Origin of the sequence: Desulfobotulus alkaliphilus (genome assembly GCF_007830435.1) — a bacterium.
GTDB lineage: Bacteria > Desulfobacterota > Desulfobacteria > Desulfobacterales > ASO4-4 > Desulfobotulus > Desulfobotulus alkaliphilus.
Window position 1 is genome coordinate 12,251 of record NZ_VLLC01000015.1, and the last position, 25,258, is coordinate 37,508.

General features: G+C 51.0%; 20 protein-coding genes and 2 tRNA genes. 8 read left to right on the top strand and 14 right to left on the bottom strand.

All coding sequences use genetic code 11. The features are described 5' to 3' along the window. Position 1 precedes the first annotated feature (1 nt). The 4 genes from LZ24_RS10180 (at position 2) to LZ24_RS10195 (ending at position 4,485) form a co-directional block, all read left to right on the top strand. Positions 2–76 (top strand) — tRNA-Gly (locus LZ24_RS10180). A gap of 8 nt (positions 77–84) precedes the next feature. Beyond that, positions 85–159, top strand: a tRNA-Cys gene (locus LZ24_RS10185). Between the two features lie 74 nt (positions 160–233). Next, on the top strand, positions 234–563 hold the full coding sequence (locus tag LZ24_RS10190) for a DUF503 domain-containing protein (protein WP_144685148.1): 330 nt from the start codon (positions 234–236) through the stop codon (positions 561–563). A 181-nt stretch (positions 564–744) separates the two neighbouring features. Next, positions 745–4,485 carry a PAS domain S-box protein gene (locus tag LZ24_RS10195; RefSeq protein ID WP_144685150.1) on the top strand — a complete coding sequence of 1,247 codons (3,741 nt, stop codon included), beginning with the start codon at positions 745–747 and terminating at the stop codon, positions 4,483–4,485. Positions 4,486–4,603: 118 nt separating this feature from the next. Here LZ24_RS10195 and LZ24_RS10200 read toward each other — a convergent pair whose 3' ends face one another. From LZ24_RS10200 to LZ24_RS10215, 4 genes are all read right to left on the bottom strand, one after another. Continuing rightward, positions 4,604–6,406, bottom strand: coding sequence for an acyl-CoA dehydrogenase (locus LZ24_RS10200; RefSeq protein ID WP_144685152.1), 1,803 nt, complete (start codon positions 6,404–6,406; stop codon positions 4,604–4,606). Between the two features lie 309 nt (positions 6,407–6,715). Further along, positions 6,716–8,092: an acetyl-CoA hydrolase/transferase family protein gene (locus LZ24_RS10205; protein ID WP_144685154.1), complete on the bottom strand. Its 1,377-nt coding sequence runs from the start codon at positions 8,090–8,092 to the stop codon at positions 6,716–6,718. Positions 8,093–8,560: 468 nt separating this feature from the next. Beyond that, entirely contained in the window at positions 8,561–10,588 is a 2,028-nt protein-coding gene (locus LZ24_RS10210; protein WP_144685155.1) for a sigma 54-interacting transcriptional regulator, read from the bottom strand. Further along, positions 10,585–11,733: a mechanosensitive ion channel family protein gene (locus LZ24_RS10215; protein WP_144685157.1), complete on the bottom strand. Its 1,149-nt coding sequence runs from the start codon at positions 11,731–11,733 to the stop codon at positions 10,585–10,587. The genes LZ24_RS10210 and LZ24_RS10215 overlap by 4 nt, the downstream gene beginning before the upstream one ends. 187 nt (positions 11,734–11,920) lie before the next feature. On the opposite strand from LZ24_RS10215, the gene LZ24_RS10220 reads away from it, so the two are divergent. The 4 genes from LZ24_RS10220 to LZ24_RS10235 all read left to right on the top strand — a co-directional run bounded on the left by LZ24_RS10220 (position 11,921) and on the right by LZ24_RS10235 (position 17,577). Continuing rightward, positions 11,921–12,400 carry a YqaA family protein gene (locus LZ24_RS10220; protein ID WP_144685159.1) on the top strand — a complete coding sequence of 160 codons (480 nt, stop codon included), beginning with the start codon at positions 11,921–11,923 and terminating at the stop codon, positions 12,398–12,400. A 336-nt stretch (positions 12,401–12,736) separates the two neighbouring features. Further along, positions 12,737–14,497 carry a sigma 54-interacting transcriptional regulator gene (locus LZ24_RS10225; protein WP_186443058.1) on the top strand — a complete coding sequence of 587 codons (1,761 nt, stop codon included), beginning with the start codon at positions 12,737–12,739 and terminating at the stop codon, positions 14,495–14,497. A gap of 263 nt (positions 14,498–14,760) precedes the next feature. Continuing rightward, the gene (locus LZ24_RS10230) at positions 14,761–16,131 is read left to right on the top strand and encodes an acetyl-CoA hydrolase/transferase family protein (protein WP_144685163.1); all 1,371 of its coding nucleotides are present in this window, start codon (positions 14,761–14,763) and stop codon (positions 16,129–16,131) included. A gap of 171 nt (positions 16,132–16,302) precedes the next feature. Continuing rightward, the gene (locus LZ24_RS10235) at positions 16,303–17,577 is read left to right on the top strand and encodes an L-lactate MFS transporter (RefSeq protein ID WP_144685165.1); all 1,275 of its coding nucleotides are present in this window, start codon (positions 16,303–16,305) and stop codon (positions 17,575–17,577) included. A gap of 511 nt (positions 17,578–18,088) precedes the next feature. Here the strand turns inward: LZ24_RS10235 and cysK are convergent. The 10 genes from cysK to LZ24_RS10285 form a co-directional block, all read right to left on the bottom strand. Further along, complete coding sequence (gene cysK, locus LZ24_RS10240; protein ID WP_144685167.1) at positions 18,089–19,021, bottom strand: cysteine synthase A; 933 nt, start codon at positions 19,019–19,021, stop codon at positions 18,089–18,091. 14 nt (positions 19,022–19,035) lie between these two features. Then, positions 19,036–19,938 carry a TIGR01777 family oxidoreductase gene (locus LZ24_RS10245; RefSeq protein WP_144685168.1) on the bottom strand — a complete coding sequence of 301 codons (903 nt, stop codon included), beginning with the start codon at positions 19,936–19,938 and terminating at the stop codon, positions 19,036–19,038. 140 nt (positions 19,939–20,078) lie between these two features. Further along, on the bottom strand, positions 20,079–20,759 hold the full coding sequence (gene mtnN, locus LZ24_RS10250; protein ID WP_144685170.1) for a 5'-methylthioadenosine/S-adenosylhomocysteine nucleosidase: 681 nt from the start codon (positions 20,757–20,759) through the stop codon (positions 20,079–20,081). A gap of 70 nt (positions 20,760–20,829) precedes the next feature. After that, positions 20,830–21,039 (bottom strand): hypothetical protein, encoded by a 210-nt coding sequence (locus LZ24_RS10255; RefSeq protein WP_144685172.1) that lies wholly within the window; start codon positions 21,037–21,039, stop codon positions 20,830–20,832. 67 nt (positions 21,040–21,106) lie between these two features. Beyond that, on the bottom strand, positions 21,107–21,649 hold the full coding sequence (locus LZ24_RS10260; protein ID WP_186443059.1) for a C-GCAxxG-C-C family protein: 543 nt from the start codon (positions 21,647–21,649) through the stop codon (positions 21,107–21,109). Positions 21,650–21,704: 55 nt separating this feature from the next. Next, complete coding sequence (locus LZ24_RS10265; RefSeq protein ID WP_144685176.1) at positions 21,705–22,013, bottom strand: hypothetical protein; 309 nt, start codon at positions 22,011–22,013, stop codon at positions 21,705–21,707. A 435-nt stretch (positions 22,014–22,448) separates the two neighbouring features. Then, positions 22,449–23,090: a DUF2284 domain-containing protein gene (locus LZ24_RS10270; RefSeq protein ID WP_186443060.1), complete on the bottom strand. Its 642-nt coding sequence runs from the start codon at positions 23,088–23,090 to the stop codon at positions 22,449–22,451. A gap of 67 nt (positions 23,091–23,157) precedes the next feature. After that, the gene (gene cobO, locus LZ24_RS10275) at positions 23,158–23,715 is read right to left on the bottom strand and encodes a cob(I)yrinic acid a,c-diamide adenosyltransferase (RefSeq protein WP_222427603.1); all 558 of its coding nucleotides are present in this window, start codon (positions 23,713–23,715) and stop codon (positions 23,158–23,160) included. 92 nt (positions 23,716–23,807) lie between these two features. Beyond that, positions 23,808–24,782: a methylmalonyl Co-A mutase-associated GTPase MeaB gene (meaB, locus tag LZ24_RS10280; protein ID WP_144685180.1), complete on the bottom strand. Its 975-nt coding sequence runs from the start codon at positions 24,780–24,782 to the stop codon at positions 23,808–23,810. Between the two features lies 1 nt (position 24,783). Then, complete coding sequence (locus tag LZ24_RS10285; protein WP_144685182.1) at positions 24,784–25,188, bottom strand: cobalamin B12-binding domain-containing protein; 405 nt, start codon at positions 25,186–25,188, stop codon at positions 24,784–24,786. Positions 25,189–25,258 lie beyond the last annotated feature (70 nt).

Here is a 25,258-nt window from a genome sequence, read left to right on the forward strand (position 1 = left end):
TGCGGGAATAACTCAGTGGTAGAGTGCAACCTTGCCAAGGTTGAAGTCGCGGGTTCAAATCCCGTTTCCCGCTCCATATTTTTTGGCGGCATAGCCAAGTGGTAAGGCAGAGGCCTGCAAAGCCTTTATTCCCCGGTTCAAATCCGGGTGCCGCCTCCAAAAAACATGAATAAAGATCAGCTCCGGCTGGTCTTTTTTTGTTTTATGGATCTGATGCTATACGGAGGTGAGAAGTGAAGAATCAGAGGCTGCCAAAGGGGAAGGGCATGGTCTGTGCCGTGGGTGTGCTGGTCTTCAGAATTCACGGTTGCCGTTCCCTCAAGGAAAAAAGGGGAGCCATCCGTCCTGTCATCTCAAAGCTAAAAAATCATTTTAATGCGGCCATTGCAGAAGTTGCCTCCCAGGATATCTACCAGCGTGCGGAGATCGGTTTTTCTCTGGTGGGTAACGAAACAGGCCATGTAAATGCCATGGCGGACAGTCTCATGGGCATGGCGGATTCCTTTGCCGGTGTGGAACTTGTGGACTCGGATTTTGAGATTTTTCACTACAGTGAATTCTGATTCCTGATTAAAAGAAAATATCTGTTTTCTTTTGGGAAAGATTTGACTTTCATCGCTGTCTGTGTTCCTTATCAATGGTTTTATGCTGGGGCTTCATGTCGGTCCGTGTAAAAAAACGTTGTTTTTTTAACGAAATCGGGCCTGGCATGTGTTTGACCTTTGTAAAGGATAATAAGATCTGATGTCATGGCTGAAAAAGAATGTAAAAGGCTGGGGCGTTCCGGCAGCGGCTTTTTTACTGATGGTTCTGGTCGCAGCGGTTTCGGTTTTACGCATGGCCGGACATATGGAAGAGGAATTTCGGGAAGATGCCCTGCGTATGGCAAGGGTGATTGCCCACCTGCTTCCGGCAGATCCCGGTGGTTCAGGGGATATGCGTACCCTTATGACAGCCCTTGTGGATGAAGACCCCAGAATTCTTGGCATGCGTCTCTATGGTAAAAAAGGAGATGAGGTCTGGATTGTGGCGGATGCGGCACCCAGTATGCCCTGGATTTCTGAACAGTTTTTCCTGTTTTCCCCTGAAAAAAAATATCATCTTGCAGATTTAGGGCCTTTAGCCAGCGTCTCCGGTCTTCTCCAGATTACCACCCCCCTTTCCGAATCCCTTCAGCTGGCTTTGTTCATTGCAGAGCATCCCGGAGCCGGTCTTCCCTTTACCCTTTTGTTTGTGGGAATCTCCCTTGGTCTCTTTGTTATCCTCATTGTTTATTTTGTCTGGCAGTCCGTATGGATGCGGGGTGAGCTGAAAGCCCGCAGAAATGCCGAGATTGCCCTGTCTAGGAAGTCCCGCATTGATGAAATTTTTGCCCGCTACTCAAGGTCTTTGATTTTATCTGAAAATATGACGGAAGCCACGCTCTATGTACTGGAAGCCGCCCATGAACTGACGGGCAGCCGTGTCGGTTATGCGGGCTATATGGATCCCCTTACGGGGCATCTGATCTGCCCTGCGGGTTCCGGGCAGCTGAATACCAACAGGGTTCTGCATGCGGAACCCCTTGAGCTGGAACATTTTTCAGGGGTATGGGGAGAAGTACTGCGTCACGGTCATCCGGTCTATGCAAGTGTGGATGGTGGCAGAAATCTTTCCATTCCCACCCGTGATGGTCAGATGTCCGTCAGCTACCTGCTTTCCGTCCCTGCCATGGCAGGGGATCAGCTGGTGGGGCAGATTACCCTTGGAGACGGTTATCATCCCTACACGAACACGGATCTGCGGGTGCTGGAAAAACTGGCGGATCTTTTTTCCCTTGCCATCCGCAAAATGCTGGCCATGGATGCTTTAAAGGAAAGCGAAAGCCGTTTCCGTGTTGCCTTTAAAACCATTCCCGATGCCCTTATTATGACCCGTTTCTCGGATCATACCCTGGTGGATGTGAATGATGGCTTTGTTAAAATGAGCGGCTTCAGGGCAGAGGAAGTGCGTGGAAGAACTGCGGTGGATTTGCGTTTGTGGGTGGATCTTGCGGAAAGGGATACCTTTTTTGAGCGCATACGCAGTGAAGGGGTAGTGGAAAATTTTGAGGCCCGTTTCCGGGTAAAGGACGGCAGAACCATTCATGCGCTGATGTCGGCTTCCAGAACCCTGCTCCATGGGTGCCCCCATATCCTGTCCGTTATCAGAGGTGTGGATCATATCCGGGAGGCAGAGCATCAGCTTCGGAAAGAGCGTTCTTTTCTGTCCAAGGTGGTGGAAACCAGTCCCTCCGGGATCCTTGCAGCCAATGCGGATGGCCGAATCGTTTTTGCCAATCAGAAGGCTGCCGAAATCCTTGGGATGGAAGTTTCTGCCATTATGAAGCGGACTCTCTTTGATGAGGTATGGGAGGTGACGGACCATGACCTGAAACCCCTGCCTGTGGAAAAAACCATCTTTTATCTGGCCAGAGAAAGCCGGAAGCCCCTTAGCAACGTCTGTCATGCAGTAAAGGGCGGCCATGGCAGACGTGTGTATCTCTCGGTCAATGCGGCATCCCTTTGGCTGGAGGATGGTTCTCTGGACATGGTTGTCGTTGGGCTGGACAATATTTCAGAGCAGGTAAAAGGAGAGCGTTCCCTTCTGGAGACAAGGGGGCGACTGCACAGCCTCCTGGCCAGTCTTCCCGTGATACTCTGGGCCATTGACGGTGAAGGACGCATCACCTTTTTTGAAGGCAAGGGAACCCAGTCCCTTGTGATGCCCGAAGGAGGGCTGGTTGGCGTACAGGTAAGGGAGCGGTATGCCGGAGTGCCCCTGATGCTCCGAAACATTGAAAAGGTGCTGGGCGGGGAAAGCGTTTCCATCACCGTACAGATCCGGGGAAGGTATTTTGAGCTCACAGGCGTTCCACTCTGGGATGCTTCAGGCAATGTAACGGGTGCTTCGGGTGTGGCTACGGATGTGACAGAGCGTATCCGGGCCGAGGTGGACCGCATCCGGCTTTCCGCAGCCATCGAACAGGTGGCGGAGAGTATTTTGGTCACGGACAGGCAGGCCAGCATACTCTATGTGAATCCGGCCTTTGAAAAAATTACTGGCTGGCATAAAGATGAAGTTCTGGGAAAAACCCCTGCCATTCTGAGCAGTGGCTATCATGGGAAAAGTTTTTACGAGGAAATGTGGCAGACCCTTCTTTCGGGCAGGGTCTGGCAGGGCTATATCACCAACCGAAAAAAAGACGGTTCCTGCTACGATGAAGAGGTGAGTATTTCACCCATTCTGGACAATACGGGCAGTATTATTAATTTTGTTGCCGTCAAGCGGGACGTGAGTCTGGAGCGCAGCCTTGAAAGGCAGCTCCGTCAGGCCCAGAAAATGGAAGCCATCGGAACCCTTGCCGGGGGCATTGCCCACGATTTCAATAATATTCTTTTTCCCATTATCGGTTTTACGGAGCTTGCTCTGGAGAGTCTTCCCCAAAGCCGGATAGAAAAAAAATACTTAAAAAGTATTCTGACTGCCGCCCACAGGGCAAGGGAGCTGGTATGGCAGATTCTTACCTTCAGCCGCAGGAATGATGAAAAGGAACGCAGCAGTGTTTACGTGCACTCTGTTGCGAAAGAAGCCTTGAAACTTCTGCGGGCTTCCATTCCATCCACCATTGAAATCCGCCATGACATTGAAAGTGGTGATGCAAGGGTTGTGGCGGACCCTACCCAGATCCATCAGGTGGTTATGAATCTGTGTACCAACGCTTACCATGCCATGGAAGCCGGGGGTATCCTGACGGTGGAGCTGCATACCCTGAATCTTGCAGAAGACAGGGCTGCGGATCTGCATCCGGGTATCCGGCCGGGCATCTGGCAGCTGCTTTCCGTTCAGGATACGGGCTCTGGTATTGATTCTGCTACCATGGAAAGAATTTTTGATCCCTATTTCACCACCAAAGAACAGGGTAAGGGAACAGGGCTGGGGCTGGCAACGGTCCATGGTATTGTCACGGGCTGCGGAGGTGATATTCTTGTCCGGAGTACGCCGGGAAAGGGCACGGCTTTTCTTGTGTATCTGCCGGTGGCCGCAAAGGATGAGGATCTGCGTTCTGCGGATGATCATGAGGCTGTTATCGGTGGCAAGGGGCATGTGCTTCTGGTGGATGATGAGACCCTGATTGTGGAAATGCTTCAGGATACCCTGACAGGTCTGGGCTACGAGGTCACAGGATGCTGGTCCAGCACCGAAGCCCTTGACATCTTCCGACGCATGCCGGAGAACTACGATCTTCTCATCACGGATCAGACCATGCCGGTAATGACGGGTACGGTTCTGGCTGCTGAAATGCAGAAAATAAGGAAGGGCTTTCCCGTGATTCTCTGTTCCGGCTTCAGTGAGACCCTTGATAAGGAAGTTCTCCGCAAAAGCGGTATTGTGGACTGTGTAATGAAGCCCGTCATACGCAAAGACATTGCAAAGGCCGTCCATATGGCCCTGCATGGGAGCTGAAGTATAATAATATGCCGATGCACCGGGGAGGATGCATCGGCATACGACTTCCGGCGGGGGCGTTGTCGGAAGCCATGATATGAAGCCGGGGAAAAACCCCCGGCTTTTTTTATGGGTCTTAACCGCCGAATCCGGCATCTTCCATGGCAACGGCAGCACCGTCCATGACCTGAATGGCGGTGAGCCTGCCTGCGGTGATGGGGAGCTGGGTGTTGATGAAGAAACGGGCCGTGGTTACCTGGCCGTTATAGAAGGCATCGTCTTTTTTCTTCTGCCCGATTTTGGGAGCAGCGATGGCAGCCCTCCACAGAAGCATCCATGCCATGCAGAGATCACCGGTGGACTCCAGGAAAGGATGGCTGAAGGCAAAGGCATCCAGCACCTTGTCACTGCCTGCGGCCTTGCCCAGAATGGCAGCGGTTTCAGTATAGGTGTTGAAGAGTTTTTCAAGGTTTTCAGCCAAAGGTTTTACGGCTTCAATTCCTTTGGCCATGTCAATGGTTTTACGGATTTCCTCAAGGAAGGCCATGAAGGCAGCGCCTTTTTTCATGCCCATTTTACGGCCAATGAGGTCAATGGACTGGATGCCGTTGGTTCCTTCGTAAATCTGGAAAATACGGCAGTCACGTAGAAGCTGGGCCACAGGATACTCTTCGATGTAACCATAGCCGCCATAGACCTGTACGCCGTGGGAGCATACTTCAAAGGCCTTGTCTGTGATGTATCCTTTGATGATGGGGGTGAGGACTTCCTCAAGGTTGCGGAGACGCTCTTTTTCTTCGGGGCTGTCGCTGAGCTTGTGCCTGTCCTGTACCATGCCGTTGAAATAGATCAGGCTGCGCATACCATCCACCATGCTCTTCATGATCATGAGCTGCCGACGTACATCCGGGTGGCGTATAATGGCAGCAGGGCCTGCTTCCGGAGGATCGGTCATGTGCTTGGTCTGTATGCGCTGACGGGCATAATCCAGGGCATACATATAGGAGGCCGTGGCATTGGCAAAACCCTGAAGGCCCACCATCTGACGGGCTTCGTTCATCATCTGGAACATGGCAGCCATGCCCTTGTTTTCTTCACCGATGAGGGTGCCGATGCATTCACCCTTGCCGCCCAGGGTGAGGGAACAGGTAGCATTGCCGTGAAGGCCCATTTTATGCTCAATCCCGGTACAGACCACGTCGTTGAATTCTCCCGGACTGCCATCCGGTTTGATGCGGTATTTGGGTACAAGGAAAAGGGAAATACCGCGGGTGCCAGCGGGAGCGCCTTCGATGCGGGCAAGGGTGGGGTGAATGATGTTTTCCACCATGTCCTGCTCGCCACCGGAGATGAAGATTTTGGAGCCGGTGATGGAATAGGTGCCATCGGGATTACGCTTGGCTACGGATGTCAGGGCACCAACATCGGAACCGGCTTCGGGTTCCGTAAGAAGCATGGTACCGGCCCACTTGCCCGAATACATGTTTTTAAGAACCTGATCCTTCTGCTCCTTTGTACCGAAGCTTTCCACAAGCCTGGCTGCACCGTGGGTCAGCATGTTAAAAAGCATAAAGGAGTTGCAGGCACCATAAAAATATTCATTGGCAGCAAGGCCCACGGAGGTGGGCATTCCCTGACCTCCCCACTCGGGAGAGTCACTCATGGCCAACCACTGACCATCACAATAGGTTTTGTAGACTTTATGGTAAGGTTCAGGAACTTTGACTTCGCCTGCATCGAATACACAGCCGGGGCTGTCACTGATTTTCTGCAGGGGAAGAATTTCTTTGATGGCCAGATTCCTGGCCTCTGTGATAATGAGATCAACGGTTTTTCGGTTAAATTCAGAAAAGCGATCATTTTTTGCAAGTTCTGCAACTTCAAACTGCTCATGGAGAACAAAATCTACATCGCGGCGGTCGGCAATCAGTTGGGCCATCTGGAGTCTCCTTTTGGGGATTTTGGTGAAAGGTTTACGTTCCTTATGACACGGATCATCATTATAAATTGCATGATGGTGCTGACTTTTATTATGCCCTTCAGGCCGGACAGGGGAAATCTGGCTTCCGGATTCCTGTCCTGATAGTATTTTCCCATCCTGAATACGGCTCTCTTAGTACGGGGAAGATAAGAATTTTCTGATCAAACGATGACTCAGACCTAAAACCATGTTTTTGATTTTTTTGCAATGCCTGTATCCATCTTCTGGATAATCTGACTTTTGGTGAAAAAAATATTTTCTTGTTTTTCAAGCGGTTTTCAGCTGAAGGTTTGGACTCTGAATTTTATGCTTCCTGTCCCCTGCACGCCAGATTCCCATCTTTTGTGCTTCTTCAACCAGTTCGTCACGAAAATCCGGGTGAGCAATGGAAATCAGGGCTTCTGCCCTTTCCCATGTGGATTTTCCCTTGAGGTTGACCTTGCCGTATTCCGTGACCACCCAATGGGATACCGTGCGGGGAACCGTGATAATGGAGCCCGGTGTGAAGGTGGGACGGATACGTGAAACCAGTTGTCCGTCCTTTCCTTTTGTGGTGGAGGAAAGGCAGATAAAACTTTTGCCGCCGGGAGCATGGTATGCGCCGAAGGTGTAGTCAAACTGCCCGCCGGTTCCGGATATGTGGCGGGGTCCTGAAGATTCACTGGAAACCTGTCCGAAAAGGTCCACTTCCACGGCATTGTTGATGGCAACCATGTTTTCATTCATGGAAATATTAGAGGGTTTGTTGACAAAATCCACGGAATAGCTGGCACAGAAGGGATTTCTGTCGAGGAAATCATAGAGTTTCCGGGAGCCAAGGGCAAAGGTATAGGCCATTTTACCGGGGCAGTATCTCGTGAATTTACAGGTGATGCGTCCGGCCTCAAACATATCCACAAAGGAGTCTGCCAGCATTTCCGTATGAACCCCCAGATCCTTAAGATCCGATTCAGCAATCATTTTACCCACGGCATTGGGCATACCGCCGATACCCAGCTGAATGCAGGAGCCATCCCGAATTTCTTCCATAATGAGTCTGGCTATGCGGGTGTCTATTTCCGAAGGCGTGGAAGAGGGAAGCTGGAAAAGGGGTTTGTGGTCGGATTCCACTATCAGATCCACCTCATCAATGTGGATGCCCTCATTGAAGCCGCCATAGCAGTGGGGAATGTTGCGGTTGATTTCCACAATCACTTTTTTTGCTTTTTTGGCCACTGCCATTTGTATGGAGTTGGATGTGCCGAAATTGAAATATCCCCTTTCATCCATGGGTGCCACGGCCACAAGAAAGACATCGGAATCTATGATGTCATAGTAACCCGGCCCCTCATGGAAAAGGAAGGGCACATAAAAACAGTTGCCCGCATCATGGAGCTTCCTGTCTCCTCCTGAAAAATGCCAGTTGTTGTAAATGAAGCGGGTGGCTGTAGGATCAGCCTTGGCAACGGCGGCAAGTCCTGGGAAGGTCATGGCCCTGACTTTTACGTCTTCCAGTTCATTGACCCGCTCTGCAAGGGCGGCATCCAGTGTCAGGGGAGCGCAGGCAAAATTGCCGTAATCCACCCAGTTGCCGGATTTGACTTCAGCTACGGCCTGCCCGGGGCTGCGCATTTTTTTATTATAAGATACGAGATAAGAGCTCATGGATTCCTCCTTGGTGTCCCTGTGGGGTAAAAAGTCAGCTTAAATTTCTGACAGGTCTGATTGCGCCGGCATCGTGTCTGACAGCCATTGTTGCCATAAGCGTGCCACGGCACCTTTTTTCCGGACCATGAAAGGAGGAAGAAGGCAGGGGGAAGCCGGGGGTGTTTAATCAACCCGGTAGAAAAAGCCTGTCTTTAATTTTTTATTAATTGCCTATATTTAAATGTTATTGGAAGGTTGTGCGGTCATAAAATGATTTGATTCCCATCTTTTTTTACCGTTATGTTTTATTCTTTTTCGATGGAAGCAAGGGGTGAGGGAGTTTTTGTAGTGTTTTGGGTATTGGGGCAGGTCTAGGGTGAAATTACCACATATACCTGCTGTGTTCATGGAAATCAGGTGTAAAAACAGGGATGTTTTGAAATGTGTGGCGTTTTCACCCTATTATGGGAGGGTTTATTGCCTTTTTCAGGAGAGACCATGCTGGCGCAGTTTGGTGAAAAGGGTTTTTCTGTGTATCCCCAGAGCTTCTGCCGCACGACCTTTATGCCACTGGTGCTCCTTGAGGGTACGGATAAGGATTTCCCGTTCATAATTATCCATGGCCTGACGGAGATCCATGGGAACTGTTCCGGTTGCAGGGCTGTTCTCACCGGATAAAGCCGAAGGCTGGGTGCTTCCCGGCAAATCGATCTGTTCCAGTGTCAGATAGCGGTGGACCGTGTTTTGAAGCTCCCGGATATTGCCCGGCCAGTTATGCGAAGTGAAAACATCTATGATCCTTGCGGGAATGGGGGGAATATGGCCGGAAGGATCAAAGGCCTTGACAAAATGATCCACAAGCAAAGGAATGTCTTCCCGTCTTTTCCTTAAGGGAGGCAGGAGGATGGGGATGATGTGGATACGGTAAAAGAAATCCTCCCGCATCAGGTTTTTCCTTACATGGTCCCTGAGGTCCCTGTTTGTGGCCGCAAGAATACGGATATTGCTGTCTTTTCGCATGGAAGCGCCCACCGGTGTATATCCGCCGCCCTCAATGGCCCGCAGCAGTTTAACCTGCAGGGAAAGGGGAAGCTCACCAATTTCATCGAGAAAAAGGGTGCCGCCATCGGCCATATCCATATAGCCCTTTTTATCACTGACGGCACCGGTGAAGGCTCCTTTCACATGACCGAAAAACTCACTTTCCATGAGGTTTTCAGGAATGGCTCCGCAGTTGACAACCACAAAGGCCTTGTCCCGTCTGTCGCTGAGATCGTGAATGGCCTGGGCCACAAGCTCCTTTCCCGTACCGGATTCTCCAAGGATGATGACATTGGCGCTGGATGCCGCAGCCTTCATGATGAGGTCATAAACATCCTGCATTTTTGGGCTTTTTCCTATGATTTTACCAAACTTGTAGCGATCCCTGAGGCCGGAGCGCAAAAGGATGTTTTCCTTCTGCAGGCTGGCTTCCCTCTCTTTCAGTATGGTTTCTTCCTCTTTTCGTTTAGTAATATCAATGAGCATGACCTGAATGCAATCCACAAAACCTTTGCTGTCAAAAACTGGAGAATTGACCGCATAAAACCACTGAAGGGTTCTTGTGCACTGTACTTCCATGCGCAGGGTTTCACCGGAAAAGACCCTTTCCCGGATACCCGGAGTAAAAAGGGATGCTATTCCCGGAAGGGCATCCTCACAGAGGATACCCGTGGCATCCATGCCCGTACGTTCCACAAGCAGGCGGTTCATGTAGCGGATACGCAGATCTCTGGTATAGATGAAAATAAAGCCTTCAAAGTTTTCCAGAATGGCATTCAGCTGGGATTCACGCTGGCGCAGGGCATCTTCCGCCTGCTTTCGGGTGGTGATATCCAGAAAAGAGGCGATGCTGCGCCGGGTTCCGGCAATGACACCGACTTTCATATAAATATCCATGATGCGGCCATGGCGGTCGGTGATGCGGCATTCATATTCCGTGGGTACTTTGTTGCCGGGCTGACGGCGGCCATAGTGGTACTGCTGCATGCGGTCCCTGTCTTCGGGTACAATGAACTCCGACCATTTTTTTCTGCCGTGTATCTCTTCCCTGCTGTAGCCGGTCATTTCCTGAAACCTTGCATTGGCGCAGGTAATGGTCATATCCTCTTCAATGATGATGGTGCCGGTTCCCGTTGTTTCGAAAACGGTTTTATACATGCGCATGTGCTCATGGGTGGAAAGATTCCTGTGCAGAACCTTTGCAATGCGTCCGGTCATGTCCGCAGCCTGCTGCAGCAGGAAGGGAGAAAGGCCATGGTCTTCCGTCAGCGTCATATGGAGGGGGCCGTCCGGAATTTTTTCCGTATGGGCCATGGGAAAATGAGCACCTTCCGATTTGACTGCATTGGGAAGAAAACGAAGGCAGGCGATGTCGAAATTTTCCTGTATGCACTTTTCCGATTCACGGAGAAAATCGTCCAGAAACCTGGCTCTTTCAGCAAGCTGCAGCAGCTGGTGGCAGAGGGGCATCATTTTTGGGCATCCTGGGCAGCGGGTGGAATAAAGACCTGGGGAGCCTCGGACTCCGGCAGGTTTTCAAAGTAAATAGACCTGCTGGGGAATGCAAAGGATGTGCCTTCTTCTTCCACGATAGCCTTGATGAAAAGGGCCAGTGCTTCTTTTGCGGCCAGCCATTCTCCCCAGACCGTGGTCCGGGTAAAGCAATAAACCATGATATCAATGGAAGAGTCGGAAAAGCGGTCAACGCGCACAAAAAGGGGAACTTCCGGCGGATTGGCAAAGGCCGGATTTTCCAGCAGATGATTTTCTATGCGGTCCCGAATCCTCCTCAGTGCATCCAGAGTGGTGCGGTATTCAAGGCCAATGGTCCAGAAAATTCTTCTGTGGGTCATATCGGAAAAATTGGTCAGTGTATTGTCGGAAAGCCGCGCATTGGGTACAAAGACCGGAGCTCTGTCAAAACGGCGGATGCGGGTGGAGCGGAAACCGATTTCTTCAACGGTGCCTTCCACAACACCTTCCACATGAATCCAGTCGCCTTTGCCAAAGCGACGTTCTGTCAGAATCAGGATGCCGGAAATAAGATTTTTGAACAGATCTTGGGCACCCAGAGCGACGGCCACGCCAAAAAGACCGAAACCAGCAAGAACCGGGCCGACCTTAATCCCCCACATGTCCAGAATGGTGGCGGCACCGATGGCAATAATGGCAATTTTTACGGCTTTCTGCGCCCAGTCCAAAAGGGCCTCGCCCACCTTTTCTTTCACATTGCCGAGGAGTCTGAACAGGGGAGGGACAGCGGAAAGCAGGGCCCAGAAAATCATAAAGGCTACCATGGACCGGATCAGTTTTTCAGAAAACAGAGCAGCACTGCCTTCCAGATTCAGAAAACGCAGGGCAAAAAAGATACCTAAGATAATGGGAACGAGACGTACGGGTGGTTCCAGAGAGGCAACGATTTCATCGTCCAGCCGGGTTTCTGTCTGGCTGCTCAGTTTTTTAAGGCGGTTGAGCAGCCACTGGACAACGGTACGCCGGAGCATGAGAAAAAAGATGATAATACCGGCAGCCGCAAGATAACGGGCAATGGGAATACCCATGAATCCATGATTCCATACATCAATGGTTATTGTAAAAAATTCCCTAAAGGACTCCATGAAACCTCCCTGTTTGCCTGCATGAACATGCAGGGATAAATTTTCGGGCAAGTATACGGTCCGGGCTTTCCAGCGTCAAGCGAGGGGACGGATATCAGCCCTGTCATTTTACAGGCTCAGTTCCGAATGGCTGAAAGATTGTGGTCATCGGATTCATTAACACTGATAATCAGTGGAATGGTATAATATGAGTGTTTTTTTTCCCTGGGAGACGCATCTGCTGTCTTCCGATGAATTTTGGCTGATGGGGCTTTTTCTTTCTGCCTTTGTGGCGGCAACCCTTTTGCCCGGAGCTTCGGAAGTGGTTCTTGTGGCAGCCCTGCTGAATGGCAAAGACCCCGTTGCGGCAGTTCTTGCCGCTACCACGGGCAATGTTTTAGGGGCTGTTACCACCTTTTATCTTGGTAATTTTGCAGGAGAGCGGGCAGGACGTTTTCTTGGTATTTCCGAAGAAAAAAAGCAGCTGTCCGCCCGGTGGATTTCCCGCTATGGTTCATGGCTGCTTCTCTTTTCATGGGTACCCGTTGTGGGAGATCCTCTGGTTTTTGCCGCAGGTATTTTGCGAATGAGGGTTCTGCTTTTTTTGATTTTCATGGTTTTCGGAAAGCTGCTTCGCTATATTCTGGTGGCATGGCTGACCATCGGAGCAGGTCTTCTTTATGGTTGAAGCATCCTTTATTTTTTCTGATTACCACTGTCTTTCAGCCATATAAACCTTAATCATGGAAATTATAAGATCAGATTTTACGCATGTTAGCGGGCACCCGTAAAGGGTGCCCCTACACAAAACAGGGCCGTAAAATCCATTCGTAGGGGCAGGCCTTGCGCCTGCCCGTATTAAAGCCCGCACCATGGGCCTGACAACAACCGGACCAGCAGGCTGTGGCTGAGTCAGGGTAGTAATCAGATGGTTTTTTATCTTTAAGTTTTTATGACGGTTTCTGACAACCGTCTTTTGCAGGCTCTGACCCATAACCCCAATGCATCAAAAAGGACGCATCCCATGCAGGAAAATCAAAGGGAACACTGGCGTGACCGGGTGGAAAAAGCAGAAACGGACGCACGTTTTTACCGGATGATTTTTGAAAAGTCCACGGCCCCCACCATTGTCATTGAATCGGACTATACCATCAGCCGCATCAATGAGCGGGTTGAGGAGCTTCTGGGATATTCCAAAGAAGAAATTGAAGGAAAGATTGAGTGGCTGCGTTTTGTGGTGAAAGAAGATCTGGAACGTATGATGCGGTATCATCATATGCGGAGAAAAGATCCCGGAGCCGCCCCCGGTGAGTATGAGTGTCGTCTCATGAACCGGGAAGGTCAGGTCCATGATATCCTGATAAAACTGGATATGATCCGGGGAACCACCACCAGCGTGGCCACCCTTGTTAATGTGACGGCGGAAAAGGCCGTTGTTAAAACACTGAGGCAGAGGGAAGCGGAGTTCCGGGCCATTGTGGAACATTTTACAGGCTTTCTTTATACCTGCCATAAGGACTATCGCTTAGCCTACATCAATCGTCCCTTAGGGGAAAGAACCGGCATGAATCTGGACTCAGGACCCTGCTTCAAGGTGGTGTATGGCAGGGAAGATCCCTGCCCGTGGTGTGAGAATCAAGAAACCTTTTCCGGTAAAACCGTGGAAACGGAGCGGCTCGATCCTGTGGATGAGCGCTGGTATAATGTTATTACCACCCCCATCTGCGGAGAAGACGGGGAGGTACTGCTCCGGCAGACCGTCATGGTGGACATTACGGACAGAAAGATGGCGGAGGAGAGGATGCGGTCCCGGGCGGCCCTGCTCATGGAGGAAAACCAGCGGCTGAAATCCAGCCTGAAGGACCGCTACCGTTTCCATGGAATTGTGGGAAAGAGTCCTGAAATGCAGGGCGTTTATGACCGTATTCTTCAGGCCGCAGGCAGTGGTGCTGCCGTGGTGATCCGGGGAGAATCCGGAACGGGAAAGGAGCTGGTGGCAAAGGCCATCCATGGCCTGAGCCAGCGGAAAAACGGTCCCTTTGTGCCGGTGAACTGTGGTGCCATCCCTGAAAACCTCATGGAAAGTGAGTTTTTCGGTTACAAAAAAGGAGCCTTTACCGGTGCGGATACGGATAAAAAGGGGCTGCTGGAAATGTCTAGTGGGGGAACGCTTTTTCTGGATGAGGTGGGAGAAATTCCCTTGTCCATGCAGGTCAAACTGCTCCGTGCCCTGGAGGGTAACGGTTTTCGGCCTCTGGGAGGCAGAGAGCATATTTCCACAGACCTGCGGATCATTGCCGCCACCCACAGAAATATGGAAGCCATGGTGGCAGAGGGACGGATGCGGCAGGATTTCTTTTACCGCCTTCATATTATTCCCATTTACCTGCCGCCCTTAAGGGAAAGGAAGTCGGACATATCCCTTCTTGTGGAACACTTTCTTTCTGCCATGGGCGATGAGCTCAGTTCCGGGGTGGATGCAAGGGTAATGGAGGCTTTTTTCCGTTATCCATGGCCCGGTAATGTCCGGGAACTGCAGAATGTTCTGCAACGCTATGTTACCCTTGGAACTCTGGATCTGCCGGTTTCTTCCGCAGAGGACACAAATGTTTCGGATCGTACACTGAAAGACCGTCTGGATCTGTATGAACGGGAAGTTCTTCTGGAAACCCTGAAACAGTGTGAGGGACATCGGGGACACACGGCAGACCTTCTGGGTATTGACCGAAGAACCCTTGAAAGAAAAATGAACCGGTTTAAGCTGCGGGAAAACGATACGGCATAGTTGTCGTATTATGCGGCGCACATGCCGTATCCTTGGAGGCGCCAGTAATCACGGGATGATAGGGTGAACAATGTTTATTTTTAGCCGGATCCAATGCGGCATAGTTGTCGCATTGGATCCGGTTTTATATTTTTTGAAATCGGATTTTTTGTAATTTGTTCTTTAAAATCAATATGATGATATGTTTGGCCCGGCCATTGCAATACTGGATGTCAACCAAAGCGAATGCCGTCAGAAGGCGGTATCAACCAAAGGAGGACACCATGGACATGCAGGCCCTTTATCGAACAAAGCTGGTATCACCGGAGCAGGCTGTTTCCATTGTACGCTCAGGACAATGGGTGGATTACGGCAATTTTCTCTGTGCACCCCTGACCCTGGATGCGGCTCTGGCCAAAAGGGCTGAAGAACTGGAGGAAGTCAAGGTACGTGCCGTGGGTTTCCCTGGCCTTGCGGCCGTTGCCATGGCCGACCCTTCGGGTGAGCGGTTTATTTATAACAACTGGCATTTTACCGGTGGCGACAGAATTCTCCATGATAAGGGCCTTTGCAGCTACATCCCCATTCTTTATCACGAAGGCCCCCGTTATTATGAACGGGATATTGAAAGCGATGTGTATATGGTACGCTGTGCCTCCATGGACAGCAATGGCTTTTTTAATTATGGTGTCGCCAATTCCGTTCAGCGGGCACAGATAGAAAGTGCAAGAACCATTATTGTTGAGGTTAACAGCAGCATGCCCGTATGCCATGGAGGATATGATGAAGCCATTCATATTTCCCAGGTGGATTTTGTGGTGGAGTCGGACAATGCGCCCATGTTTGCCCTCAAGGAACCCGCCGTATCCAGAGAAGATATGAAAATCGCAGAACACGTGGTTTCACGGATTCCCGATGGTGCCTGTCTGCAACTTGGTATTGGCGGGCTTCCCAACGCCATTGGTCGCATGATTGCGGATTCCACCATAAGGGATCTGGGTGTGCATACGGAAATGCTGGTGGACAGTTACATCGACATGTACGAGGCGGGTCGTATCTCGGGCCGCATGAAAAGGGATCTTCCCGGTAAAATGACCTATACCTTTGCTCTGGGAAGTCAGCGCCTCTATGACTTCCTGCACCATAACCCCCTCTGTGCCAGCTATCCCGTGGATTATGTGAATGCACCCGCCCGCATTGCTTCCAATCCCAGGGCCGTATCCATCAATAATGCCGTGGAGGTGGATCTTTACGGACAGATTTCCAGTGAATCCTCAGGCATCCGTCACATTTCAGGGACCGGCGGCCAGTTTGATTTTGCCTTTGGCTGCTACCATTCCGAAGGCGGTCAGAGTTTCATCTGTCTGCGTTCTACCACCACGGATAAGCAGGGTAATCGTAAAACCAGAATCCGGCCGACCCTGGAGCCGGGGACCATTGTCACCCTTCCCAGAACCGTCACCCACTGGGTGGTTACGGAGTACGGCATGGCCAATCTTAAGGGTAAAAGTACATGGGAGCGGGCTGAAGCCCTGATCGGCATTGCCCATCCCGATTACAGGGAAGAACTGATGCAGGAAGCAGCCAGAATGAATATCTGGAAGCGCAGGCTGCATCCTACGGGACTTTCCAGTGAGATACGCATGGCTGTATGAGGCATAAGGGCTTTATAGGGTTGGCCCTTTCTCTCCTGAACCGGGAATCTTCTCTCCTCCCCCCCATCTCTCCGAGCGTGGGAAGATTCCCGGTCTTTTTTAAACCTTTGCCCTGAACAGAGTTTAGTGTAAAGATCTGCCTTAATCCATAAAACAATACAAGGGGGCACCATGGAAACAGCTTATCAGAATGAAAAAATTCCCAACCGCTGGCTTGTTGTTGCGGGTTCGCTTCTTATGCAGCTCAGTCTGGGGGCCATCTATACCTGGAGCCTTTTCAACAGGCCGCTGGTGGAAGCCCACGGATGGACACCGGGGGACACGGTATTCACCTTTTCCATTACCCTGGCCTTTTTCTCGGTGGCCGTTATTTTTGCGGGCAGGATACAGGATAAAATAGGCCCAAAAAAGGTGGCCATTGTGGGTGGCCTCCTCACGGGTCTTGGTGTGGCACTGGCCAGCTTTGCCACCAATGTATATTTTCTTTATCTCACCTACGGCGTGATAGCAGGTATCGGGATCGGTGCGGCCTATGTGACGCCTCTGGCCACCTGTGTAAAATGGTTTCCGGAAAAAAGGGGGCTGATTACCGGCCTGATCCTTGCCGCACTGGGAGTGGGGGGCATGGTCTTTAAGCCCATCATTTTAATTTTCATTACTAAATTCGGTGTGTCCCAGTCATTTCTCTACCTTGGGTGCATCTATGGTGTTCTGATTGTTGCGGGTGCCATGTTGCTTGCCGTGCCGCCCAAGGGATACCGGCCTCCGGGCTGGACACCACCCGTGAGTCAGGCTGGCGCAGCACCTGCCGGAAGCCGCCGCTTTTCAACGGGTCAGGCCATGCGTACTCCCCAGTTTTATATGCTGGTGGCCTGGATGTTTTTTGGCAGCGCCGCAGCCCTCATGATCATCAGTGTGGCCGCCAATATCGGTATGACCATGATCGGCCTGAGCCTTGCCGCAGCAGGCAATGCCGTTGTCACCATCGCCCTTTTCAATGCCTGTGGCCGTCTGGGATGGGGCTGGATTTCCGACAGATTCGGCAGAAAACCCTCCATACTGGCCAATTTTATCATGCTCAGTCTCGCCATGTTCTATATGGCCCTGATTCCCATGACCTATGCGGGCTTTCTTGTGGCCACCTGTGTGGTAGGTTTCTGTTTCGGAGGCCTTGCGGCCATGCTGCCTACCCTGACTGCGGAGTGGTTCGGTCTTGCCAATGTGGGCAATAATTATGGTGCGGTTTTTATCTTCTACGGCATAGCGGCCCTCACAGCGCCACGGCTTTCCATTGCCATCGGTTTTGAAAGTGCATTCCTTGTGGCGGGTATCGCCTGTGTCATCGGTGCTGTGATTGCCATTTTTGCAAGGGCTCCGGGTGTTGTGAAGCAGCCGGATACTCTGGGAAGCGAAGGCCTGAAACCAAAGGTTACGGGAGCATCCTGAAAAATAAAATTTCCCTGTAGCTGAATAAAAAAGATCCGTGGCATTTTCTGCTACGGATCTTTTTGCTGTGTGTTATGAAAATATTCAGCATGGTTTATTCCGAACTGCCAATGCTGTAGTTGCAGCAGCTTCGTGCTGTTGCAAGGCACCTTGGCTATTTGCAAGTGACATTGCAATCGTTTCGGATTGCGTCACGGGCAAATAGTCTGGGTGCCTGTGCATCTATCTGACAGGTATGGTACCAGAATAATTGTTCTGAATTATTACTTTTTCTGATTACTACCCTGGCTCAGCCACAGCTTGCTGGTCAAGTTTTTGCCAGGCCTATGGTGCGGGCTTTAATACGGGCAGGCGCAAGGCCTGCCCCTACGAATGGTTTTTACGGCCCTGTTTTGTGTAGGGGCACCCTTTACGGGTGCCCGCTGACATGCACAAAATCTGGTTATAAAATTTCTATTATTAAGGCTTGTATGGCTGAAAGACAGTGGTAATCAGATTACTTTTTATTCACTTATTCTACATCGTCAAAAAGGGCGGTGCTGAGGTAACGTTCCCCCGTGCTGGGCAGAATGGTCACAATGGTTTTTCCTTGGAACTCAGCCCTTTCACCCAGGGCCATGGCCGCAGAAACAGCGGCACCCGATGAAATTCCGCAGAGAATACCACGGCTCCGGGCCAGCCATTTTGCCATGTCCATGGCCTCTTCGTCTCTCACCGGGATCACTTCGTCCATCAGAGCCGTATCAAGAATGGCAGGAATAAAACCTGCGCCGATTCCCTGAATTTTATGGGTTCCGGCAGAACCACCGGAAAGAACCGGAGAGGATGATGGTTCTACGGCAACCACTTTAAAATCAGGATTCTTCCTTTTAAAATAGCGGCCAATGCCTGTGAGGGTTCCGCCGGTTCCCACCCCGGCCACAAGGGCATGGACATGGCCTTGTGCTGCCGCATCCATCTCAGGGGCCGTTGTTTTTTCATGGATGGCGGGGTTGGCGGGATTGGAGAACTGGTCCGGCATAAAAATTTTCCGGTTTTTTGATAAAATATCATGGGCTTTTTCAATGGCACCGGCCATGCCCGCGGCTGCCGGGGTGAGAATCAGTTCGGCTCCGAGATAGCGCAGCAGTTTTTTACGCTCAAGACTCATGCTTTCGGGCATGGTCAGGGTGAGACGATACCCCCTTGCTGCGCAGACCGCCGCAAGGGCAATGCCCGTATTCCCGCTGGTGGGTTCAAGGATGGCAGAACCCGGGCCGATTTGACCTTTTTTTTCAGCAGCACTGAGCATGGCTTCTGCAATGCGGTCCTTGACACTGCCCAGAGGATTGAAAAATTCCAGCTTGGCAAGGATTTTTGTATTCTTTTTTTTCATGGAATCCGGTGTGATATCTACCATGGGCGTTCTGCCGATGGTGGCGGGAATATCCGGATATATATTCATGGGAGACTCCTTTTTCAGCCTTCAATGGCATCCCTAAGGGCGGATTCCAAGCTGGAAAATCTGAATTTAAATCCTTCTTTTTCAAGCCTTTCCGGAGTTCCCCTCTGGCTTGCCAGAAGGATTTCTCCGAATTCTCCAAGGAACAGACGCAGGGCAAAGGACGGAACCCGGAAAAAGTCAGGCCTCTTCAGGAGTTGTGCCAGGGTGCGGGAAAAGTCTGCGTTGGTGACAGGCTCCGGTCCCACCAGATTGTAAGGGCCTGCGCTTTCCGGATGGCTTATGAAAAAGTCCACGGCAGCAAGGATATCCTCCACATGAATCCACGGCATCCACTGTTTTCCTGATCCTAAGGGTCCGCCCACTCCCATGCGGTAGGCGGGAATCATTTTGGAAAGTGCGCCGCCCCTGTCACCCAAGACAATGCCCAGTCGCATGCAGACCACACGAATCCCTTTTTTTTCCGCAGCCAGAGCCGCATCTTCCCATTCAACACAGAGTTTTGCGAGGAAATCTTCGCCCGGTCCATGGTCTTCACGGAGGACTTCTTCGCCGCAGGAACCATAATATCCAATGGCGGATGTGGAAATCAGGGTCTGATCTTTTTTGCCGGAGAGGGCAGAAACAAGGTTTTTTGTGGTCAGAATGCGGGAGTTGCGCATGGTTTCCATGGAAGCCTTTGTCCAGTAGTGGAAAATGCTGCGACCGGCAAGATTGATGACAAGGTCCGCATCTGCCACCGCATTCTGCCATGGGCCGGGCAGGGTCGTATCCGCCTGAATATAGGTGAGTTGATCATGGCTGATGGAAGGGTGAGACGGGGCAAGGTCTGTCGCTGAAACATCAAAGCCTTTTTCAAGCAGGAAGGAAAGGATGCGGGTGCCCACAAATCCGGCACCACCTGTAATGAAAGCATGCATGGGGTTCTCCTCTGAAGGGGTTGCTGGGAAAATGGACGCTTCAAAGGTATATTGTCATGCAGCAGGGGATCCTGCAATGGAATTTTCGGGGCAAGGGGAGGGTCAGGAAGCATTCATGCGCTGGGCTGGAGGGGTTATTTTCACGTGATACGGATAATGAACTCAAAGGTAAAACGGGAACTCAGGTCGGCACTTTCCTTTTCAAAGGATGAAAAATCTTCAAGGGAATCGTCATTGGCATGGTCGCAGATGGTTCTGATGCAGACAAAGGGGACATGGTTGATAAAGGCCGTATGTGCGATGGCGGCACTTTCCATATCCACACAGTCCGGCCTGTGGGCCTCCTGAATTTTTCTTTTTTTTTCAGAATCTTTGATAAAGCGCTCACCACTGACAATTTTTCCGGATTTTACCTTTCCTGCTTCATATTCCTGCCCCATGGTTTGCAGTTCACGGAAAGCCTTTTCATCCGGAAAAAAGGCGGACTGATAGGGAAAACAGTGCTTCATCTGCCCCCTGCTCACATCATGGTGGGCCAGCTCCCTTGCAATAATGATATCTCCGATTCTGTTGTTTCCATGCATGCTGCCCGCAATGCCCGTGATGATGAGAAGATCCGGCTGAAAAAGGATGATGGCATGCTGACTGATGGCCGCAGCGTTGACTTTGCCGACACCGCACTGGACAAGATGGATGGCAGCATGGTTCATTTTTCTGAAATACCAGTCCATGCCGTTCAGATTGCCTGATTTTTCTGCCCCGAGCCTGAGGATCAGGCCTTCTATTTCCGTATACATCGCTGCGACAACCAGTAGCTTCATCGTTGTTTTCCGTCGTTTGTTTTTTTGCCTGCCCTGTCAGTATACCAGAAATATCTGCAAGCGGTAAGCATCATCGTAATTTCATGGGTGCATCCTGTCTGTCCTGCACGGAGACCATGGATTCAGGGATGAGATAGCTTCTCATTTTTGAAGCAAAATAAATCAGAAGCCAGATGTCATCCTCTGTTCTGTTTCCCCGTCTGCCAACAACCCTTCCCACGCAACCGTTAAAGGGATGCCCCGGATGGTTGACCATGACCACTGTCTGCAGTTCCATCATTTTTATCCCTCCCCGGCCAGGCTTCCTTTAACGGTTTCATGGCCGCACAGGCGTTTTTTTTGCCTGATCAGTTTTCCAGATTTTCCACATTGCTGCCAAAGGGCTGGCTGGCAAGCGTATCCCTGTCCGAAAGGATGAGATCTGCGGCAATACCTGCAGTCTCTGTAATGATTTCACGGCAGTACAGGGCATGGTCGCGGCACAGCCATTCAGACTCCCACTTTCCTGCCAGTTCCCTGCACAGGGTATGGCCGAACTGTTCTTTGAAACGGTTGGGAAGCTGATTGAAAATTCTGTAGATACCGGGTTTGCCGTAAAGCTGTTCCTTAGACCGCTTTGCCACTGCCTTTTGATCCTCTCCCGGAGGCAGTTCCGTTCTGCCATGCACGGCACTGACGGCCATGACAGCACCGACAAGGGCGCCGCAGGTATCCCCGAACAGGCCGATACCACCACCAAACCCTGTGGCGCATTTTTTGACATCCACATGCATCCCCGTGTTCACAAGGGAAAAAACAGCTTCAGTGATGCATTCTGCGCAGTTATACCCAAGGGAAAAATTTTTTCTGGCCCGCTGACGGATACTTTCTGTCAATTCTTCCTTTTCCATGATGCGTCCTCCACGATTATACATTCTCTAAGGTTTTAAGTCGTTTTAAAAAATACTATGGCCTTTTGGGAACAAAGGGGAAAAAGACGTACTCCTTGTCCTGTACCTGAAATACGGTCCGGTCCTCCTCATTTTCCGCAAGCTTTCCTTCTATGATTCGCTTGCATCCGAAATCATAGAAAATGATCTGGTGGGTGGGCATGGCCTCTTCGCTGAGACCCTGATCCCTGTACGCTTTCTGCTGCTCTTCCGGAGAAAGCCTGCGTACCCGCAACTGCTGACAACGCTCACGGGTTTCTTCCTTGTTCTGACGGATGGCAACAACGTAGTTTCCGTAAGATTTGATGGGCATCCTGATTTCCATGTCCGTTCATCCTTCCTTATCTTTTTTGTAATTATTCAGCACAGCTTATTCCAAACTGCCAATGCTGTAGTTACAGCAGCTTCGTACTGTTGCAAGGCTCCGTGGCTATTTGCAAGTGACATTGCAATCGTTTCGGATCAAAGCTTTGCAGGCCTGTGCGAAAGAAGCGGCAAACTGTCTGAGCCGCCACAAAGGCAGCGTACCAAGGCATGCCATGGTAATAAAAAGCTTATCCTGCCTGTGGCGGCGAGTTTTTGCCGCTTCCGCACAGGGCAAGAAGCTTCCGAATAAGATTGCGTCACGAGCAAATAGCCTGGGGCCTGTGCATCTGTCTTGCAGGTATGATACTTGGAAACCCGTGCTGAACAGTTACTCTTTTTTTAAAAAAGCATACCTTGCTCCGGTGCATAAGGATATGGCGTAAAGTAAAGGTCTTCAGACCAGCAGAACACCGGTCCATGTTACGCTGTCAGCTACGGGAAAAGCTGCTGTGTCCAGTCCGGCCCGCTCAAGGCTTGCCAGTACATCAATACCCATGGCTTCCATGGATGGACGGGCTTTAAAGGGATGACGGCAGGCAGTCCCTCCGGTGAGGGCCACGCACTCATCACAGAGACGGCAGCATCCTCCTATCAGTCCCAGAGCAAAGCGGTAGCGGTACTCAAAAGCCCATTTTTCCGCCTGATTAACAAGGTGATGCAGTTTTCCGGCAGGGGCGTAGATGTCCGCTTTCCTTGTTTCATCGGGTTTGTCCGGAAGGTCCTTTTTAAAATGATCTGTTTTTAGAAGATCTGCTTTTACCTGAATGAGAATGGCCGCATTGTAACGGGCCAGTGCTTTCCGGAAAAATCCAAAGGAAGGAACAACAAGGGGAGGGCACATGAGATTTTTGCCGTAACTGTCACAGAGGGGAATCAGGCATTTCATTCGCACCCTTTCATCCACGAGAATCGCTGAGCTTTTTACGATTTTTGTGGCAAAAGCGCCTTCCTGCATCAGACGGGATGAAATGTCACTGAGAAATTCCGGGTTTTCAGGATGCACGACAGGGGCATGTGACCGGACCTGACGGGTCATTTCTGACCCCCTTTCTTTGTTTCCATGGGGTCCTTCAGCAGAACAGAAGGCCCATGGAGAGGGTTTTTCAGTGTTCAATGCCCGCCCTTGCCGTAACACCTTGATGGTAATGGTGTTTGATTTCCCTGACCTCACTGACCATATCCGCCAGTTCAATGATTTCCACGGGAGCATAACGGCCGGACAAAACGAGATCCATCATGGGTGGCTTGTTTCGGATCAGTTCAACAACATCTTCCACCTCAATCAGGCCGAAATCCATGGCCACATTGATTTCATCAAGGATGATCATCTGATATTCACCTGAGGCAATGGATTTTTCGGCGATTTTGAGTCCTTCCTGAGCCAGTTCCACATCCAGAGGTGCAGGGTTTTCCTTCATGACGAAACTGGGCAGACCGCACTGGATTGCCGTCAGCCTCTCTGAAAGGTAGTTTTCTATGGCAAGTATTTCTCCATATTTTTCTCCCTTCATGAACTGGATGATTAAAACCCTGTTGCCGTGGCCGATGCTGCGCAGGGCCTGCCCCAGGCAGGATGTGGTTTTTCCTTTTCCATCCCCTGTAATCACAAGCACCAGTCCCCGCTTATGGCGCTCCATGGTAGCTGCTATAGATTCTTCCATATGCTGTCACTCCGGAATAGAACCCGGTTCCCTGCTGAGGAGGAACCGGGTCTGGGATTAATGGATTCTCTGGCGGATAGCCAGGCATTCTTTCAGGTCATTTTTTTTAAATACCGGGTAGCAATTTCTTCCGCCAGTGTGTAGGGATCTGTTTCCTTATTCACAAGCCGCCCTATCATGGCATCCAACTCGCCATTGGCCATGAGATCATTGAGTACGGGATCAAGTATGGCACAGCGGATGGCTTCATTGAACTCCGTTGCGGCCTTTCTGGCAGACCAGTTTCCAATGAGACTTTTGCTGACAAGATGTTCGTAGTGCTCGTTGATGCTTAATGCAAGATCGCTTACGCTCTGACTGAAACCTGATGGCTCAAAGGCGTTGTCACATTTCAGAATGGGAGGTCGCCAGCCGCCGGGAAAGGCGGATTCCGGTGCCATGTTGAGCATGGTCACCAGCTCCCTGCGGAGCTTGGAAGATCCTTCCCTTTCCGCCTTGTTGATGACAAAGATGCTGGCTATTTCCAGTATCCCCGCCTTAATGGCCTGAATGTCGTCGCCCATGCCGGGTATGAGAACCACAAGAACCGTGTGGGCATAGTGCATGATGTCCACTTCCTGCTGACCCGTACCCACGGTTTCCACAAGAATGACATCCTTACCCATGACATCCATGATGTGGATGGCATCCCCCACAGCTCTGGAAAGTCCGCCCAGAGCCCCCCGTGTGGCAACACTCCGCACGAAAACGCCGGGATCCTCCGCATGGCGCTGCATCCGTATGCGGTCCCCGAGAATGGCACCGCCCGTGAAAGGACTTGTGGGATCCACGGCGATGACACCTACGGTTCTTCCCATTTTACGGAAAGCATCAATGAGTCCGTCCACCAGTGTGCTTTTGCCCGCTCCCGGCGGACCCGTCAGGCCGACAACGTGGGAGTGGCCCGTTAAGGGAAAAATATCCTTCATGGTACTGCGGGCTTCAGCCACATTGTCTTCAATATGACGGATGAGACGTGATGCAGATCTTACATCTCCGGATTGAATTTTTTTTACTTTATCGACCATATCAGTCTCTCTTTTTGACGTTTTGTCTGAACCATTCCACGATATCGTCAAGTTTTTCTCCGGGAGTGAACAGGGCCTTGAGGCCTGCGTCATAAAGGAACTGAAAATCCTGATCCGGTATGATACCACCGCCAACCACGTCAATGTCATCGGCTCCCCGCTGCCTGAGCTGCTCCACAACGGCAGGGAAGAGGTAGCGGTGGGCACCGGAGAGACAGCTCAGGCCAACCACATCCACATCCTCCTGAATGGCTGCCGCTGCAATCTGTTCGGGGGTCTGGTGGCAGCCCGTATAAATCACTTCAAAACCCGCATCCCGAAAACAACGGGCCAGTACCCTGGCACCTCTGTCATGACCGTCCAAACCCGGTTTTGCAACCATCACACGAATAATATGTTCTGACATTATGGATATACCTCCATGCGCTCATGTCGCGTTATACAGCCAGTTTCACAAATCATGGTGAGTCGGGAGG

Coding starts and splice junctions, on each gene's coding strand:
- LZ24_RS10220 (WP_144685159.1), top strand. CDS start 11,921: ATGAGTGTTTTTTTTCCCTGGGAGACGCATCTGCTGTCTTCCGATGAA.
- LZ24_RS10215 (WP_144685157.1), bottom strand. CDS start 11,733: ATGGAGTCCTTTAGGGAATTTTTTACAATAACCATTGATGTATGGAAT.
- LZ24_RS10205 (WP_144685154.1), bottom strand. CDS start 8,092: ATGAGCTCTTATCTCGTATCTTATAATAAAAAAATGCGCAGCCCCGGG.
- cysK (WP_144685167.1), bottom strand. CDS start 19,021: ATGAATATATATCCGGATATTCCCGCCACCATCGGCAGAACGCCCATG.
- LZ24_RS10225 (WP_186443058.1), top strand. CDS start 12,737: ATGCAGGAAAATCAAAGGGAACACTGGCGTGACCGGGTGGAAAAAGCA.
- LZ24_RS10255 (WP_144685172.1), bottom strand. CDS start 21,039: ATGATGGAACTGCAGACAGTGGTCATGGTCAACCATCCGGGGCATCCC.
- LZ24_RS10235 (WP_144685165.1), top strand. CDS start 16,303: ATGGAAACAGCTTATCAGAATGAAAAAATTCCCAACCGCTGGCTTGTT.
- meaB (WP_144685180.1), bottom strand. CDS start 24,782: ATGGTCGATAAAGTAAAAAAAATTCAATCCGGAGATGTAAGATCTGCA.
- cobO (WP_222427603.1), bottom strand. CDS start 23,715: ATGGAAGAATCTATAGCAGCTACCATGGAGCGCCATAAGCGGGGACTG.
- LZ24_RS10265 (WP_144685176.1), bottom strand. CDS start 22,013: ATGGAAATCAGGATGCCCATCAAATCTTACGGAAACTACGTTGTTGCC.
- LZ24_RS10195 (WP_144685150.1), top strand. CDS start 745: ATGTCATGGCTGAAAAAGAATGTAAAAGGCTGGGGCGTTCCGGCAGCG.
- LZ24_RS10230 (WP_144685163.1), top strand. CDS start 14,761: ATGGACATGCAGGCCCTTTATCGAACAAAGCTGGTATCACCGGAGCAG.
- LZ24_RS10210 (WP_144685155.1), bottom strand. CDS start 10,588: ATGATGCCCCTCTGCCACCAGCTGCTGCAGCTTGCTGAAAGAGCCAGG.
- LZ24_RS10270 (WP_186443060.1), bottom strand. CDS start 23,090: ATGACCCGTCAGGTCCGGTCACATGCCCCTGTCGTGCATCCTGAAAAC.
- LZ24_RS10200 (WP_144685152.1), bottom strand. CDS start 6,406: ATGGCCCAACTGATTGCCGACCGCCGCGATGTAGATTTTGTTCTCCAT.
- LZ24_RS10245 (WP_144685168.1), bottom strand. CDS start 19,938: ATGCATGCTTTCATTACAGGTGGTGCCGGATTTGTGGGCACCCGCATC.
- LZ24_RS10260 (WP_186443059.1), bottom strand. CDS start 21,649: ATGGAAAAGGAAGAATTGACAGAAAGTATCCGTCAGCGGGCCAGAAAA.
- mtnN (WP_144685170.1), bottom strand. CDS start 20,759: ATGAAGCTACTGGTTGTCGCAGCGATGTATACGGAAATAGAAGGCCTG.
- LZ24_RS10285 (WP_144685182.1), bottom strand. CDS start 25,188: ATGTCAGAACATATTATTCGTGTGATGGTTGCAAAACCGGGTTTGGAC.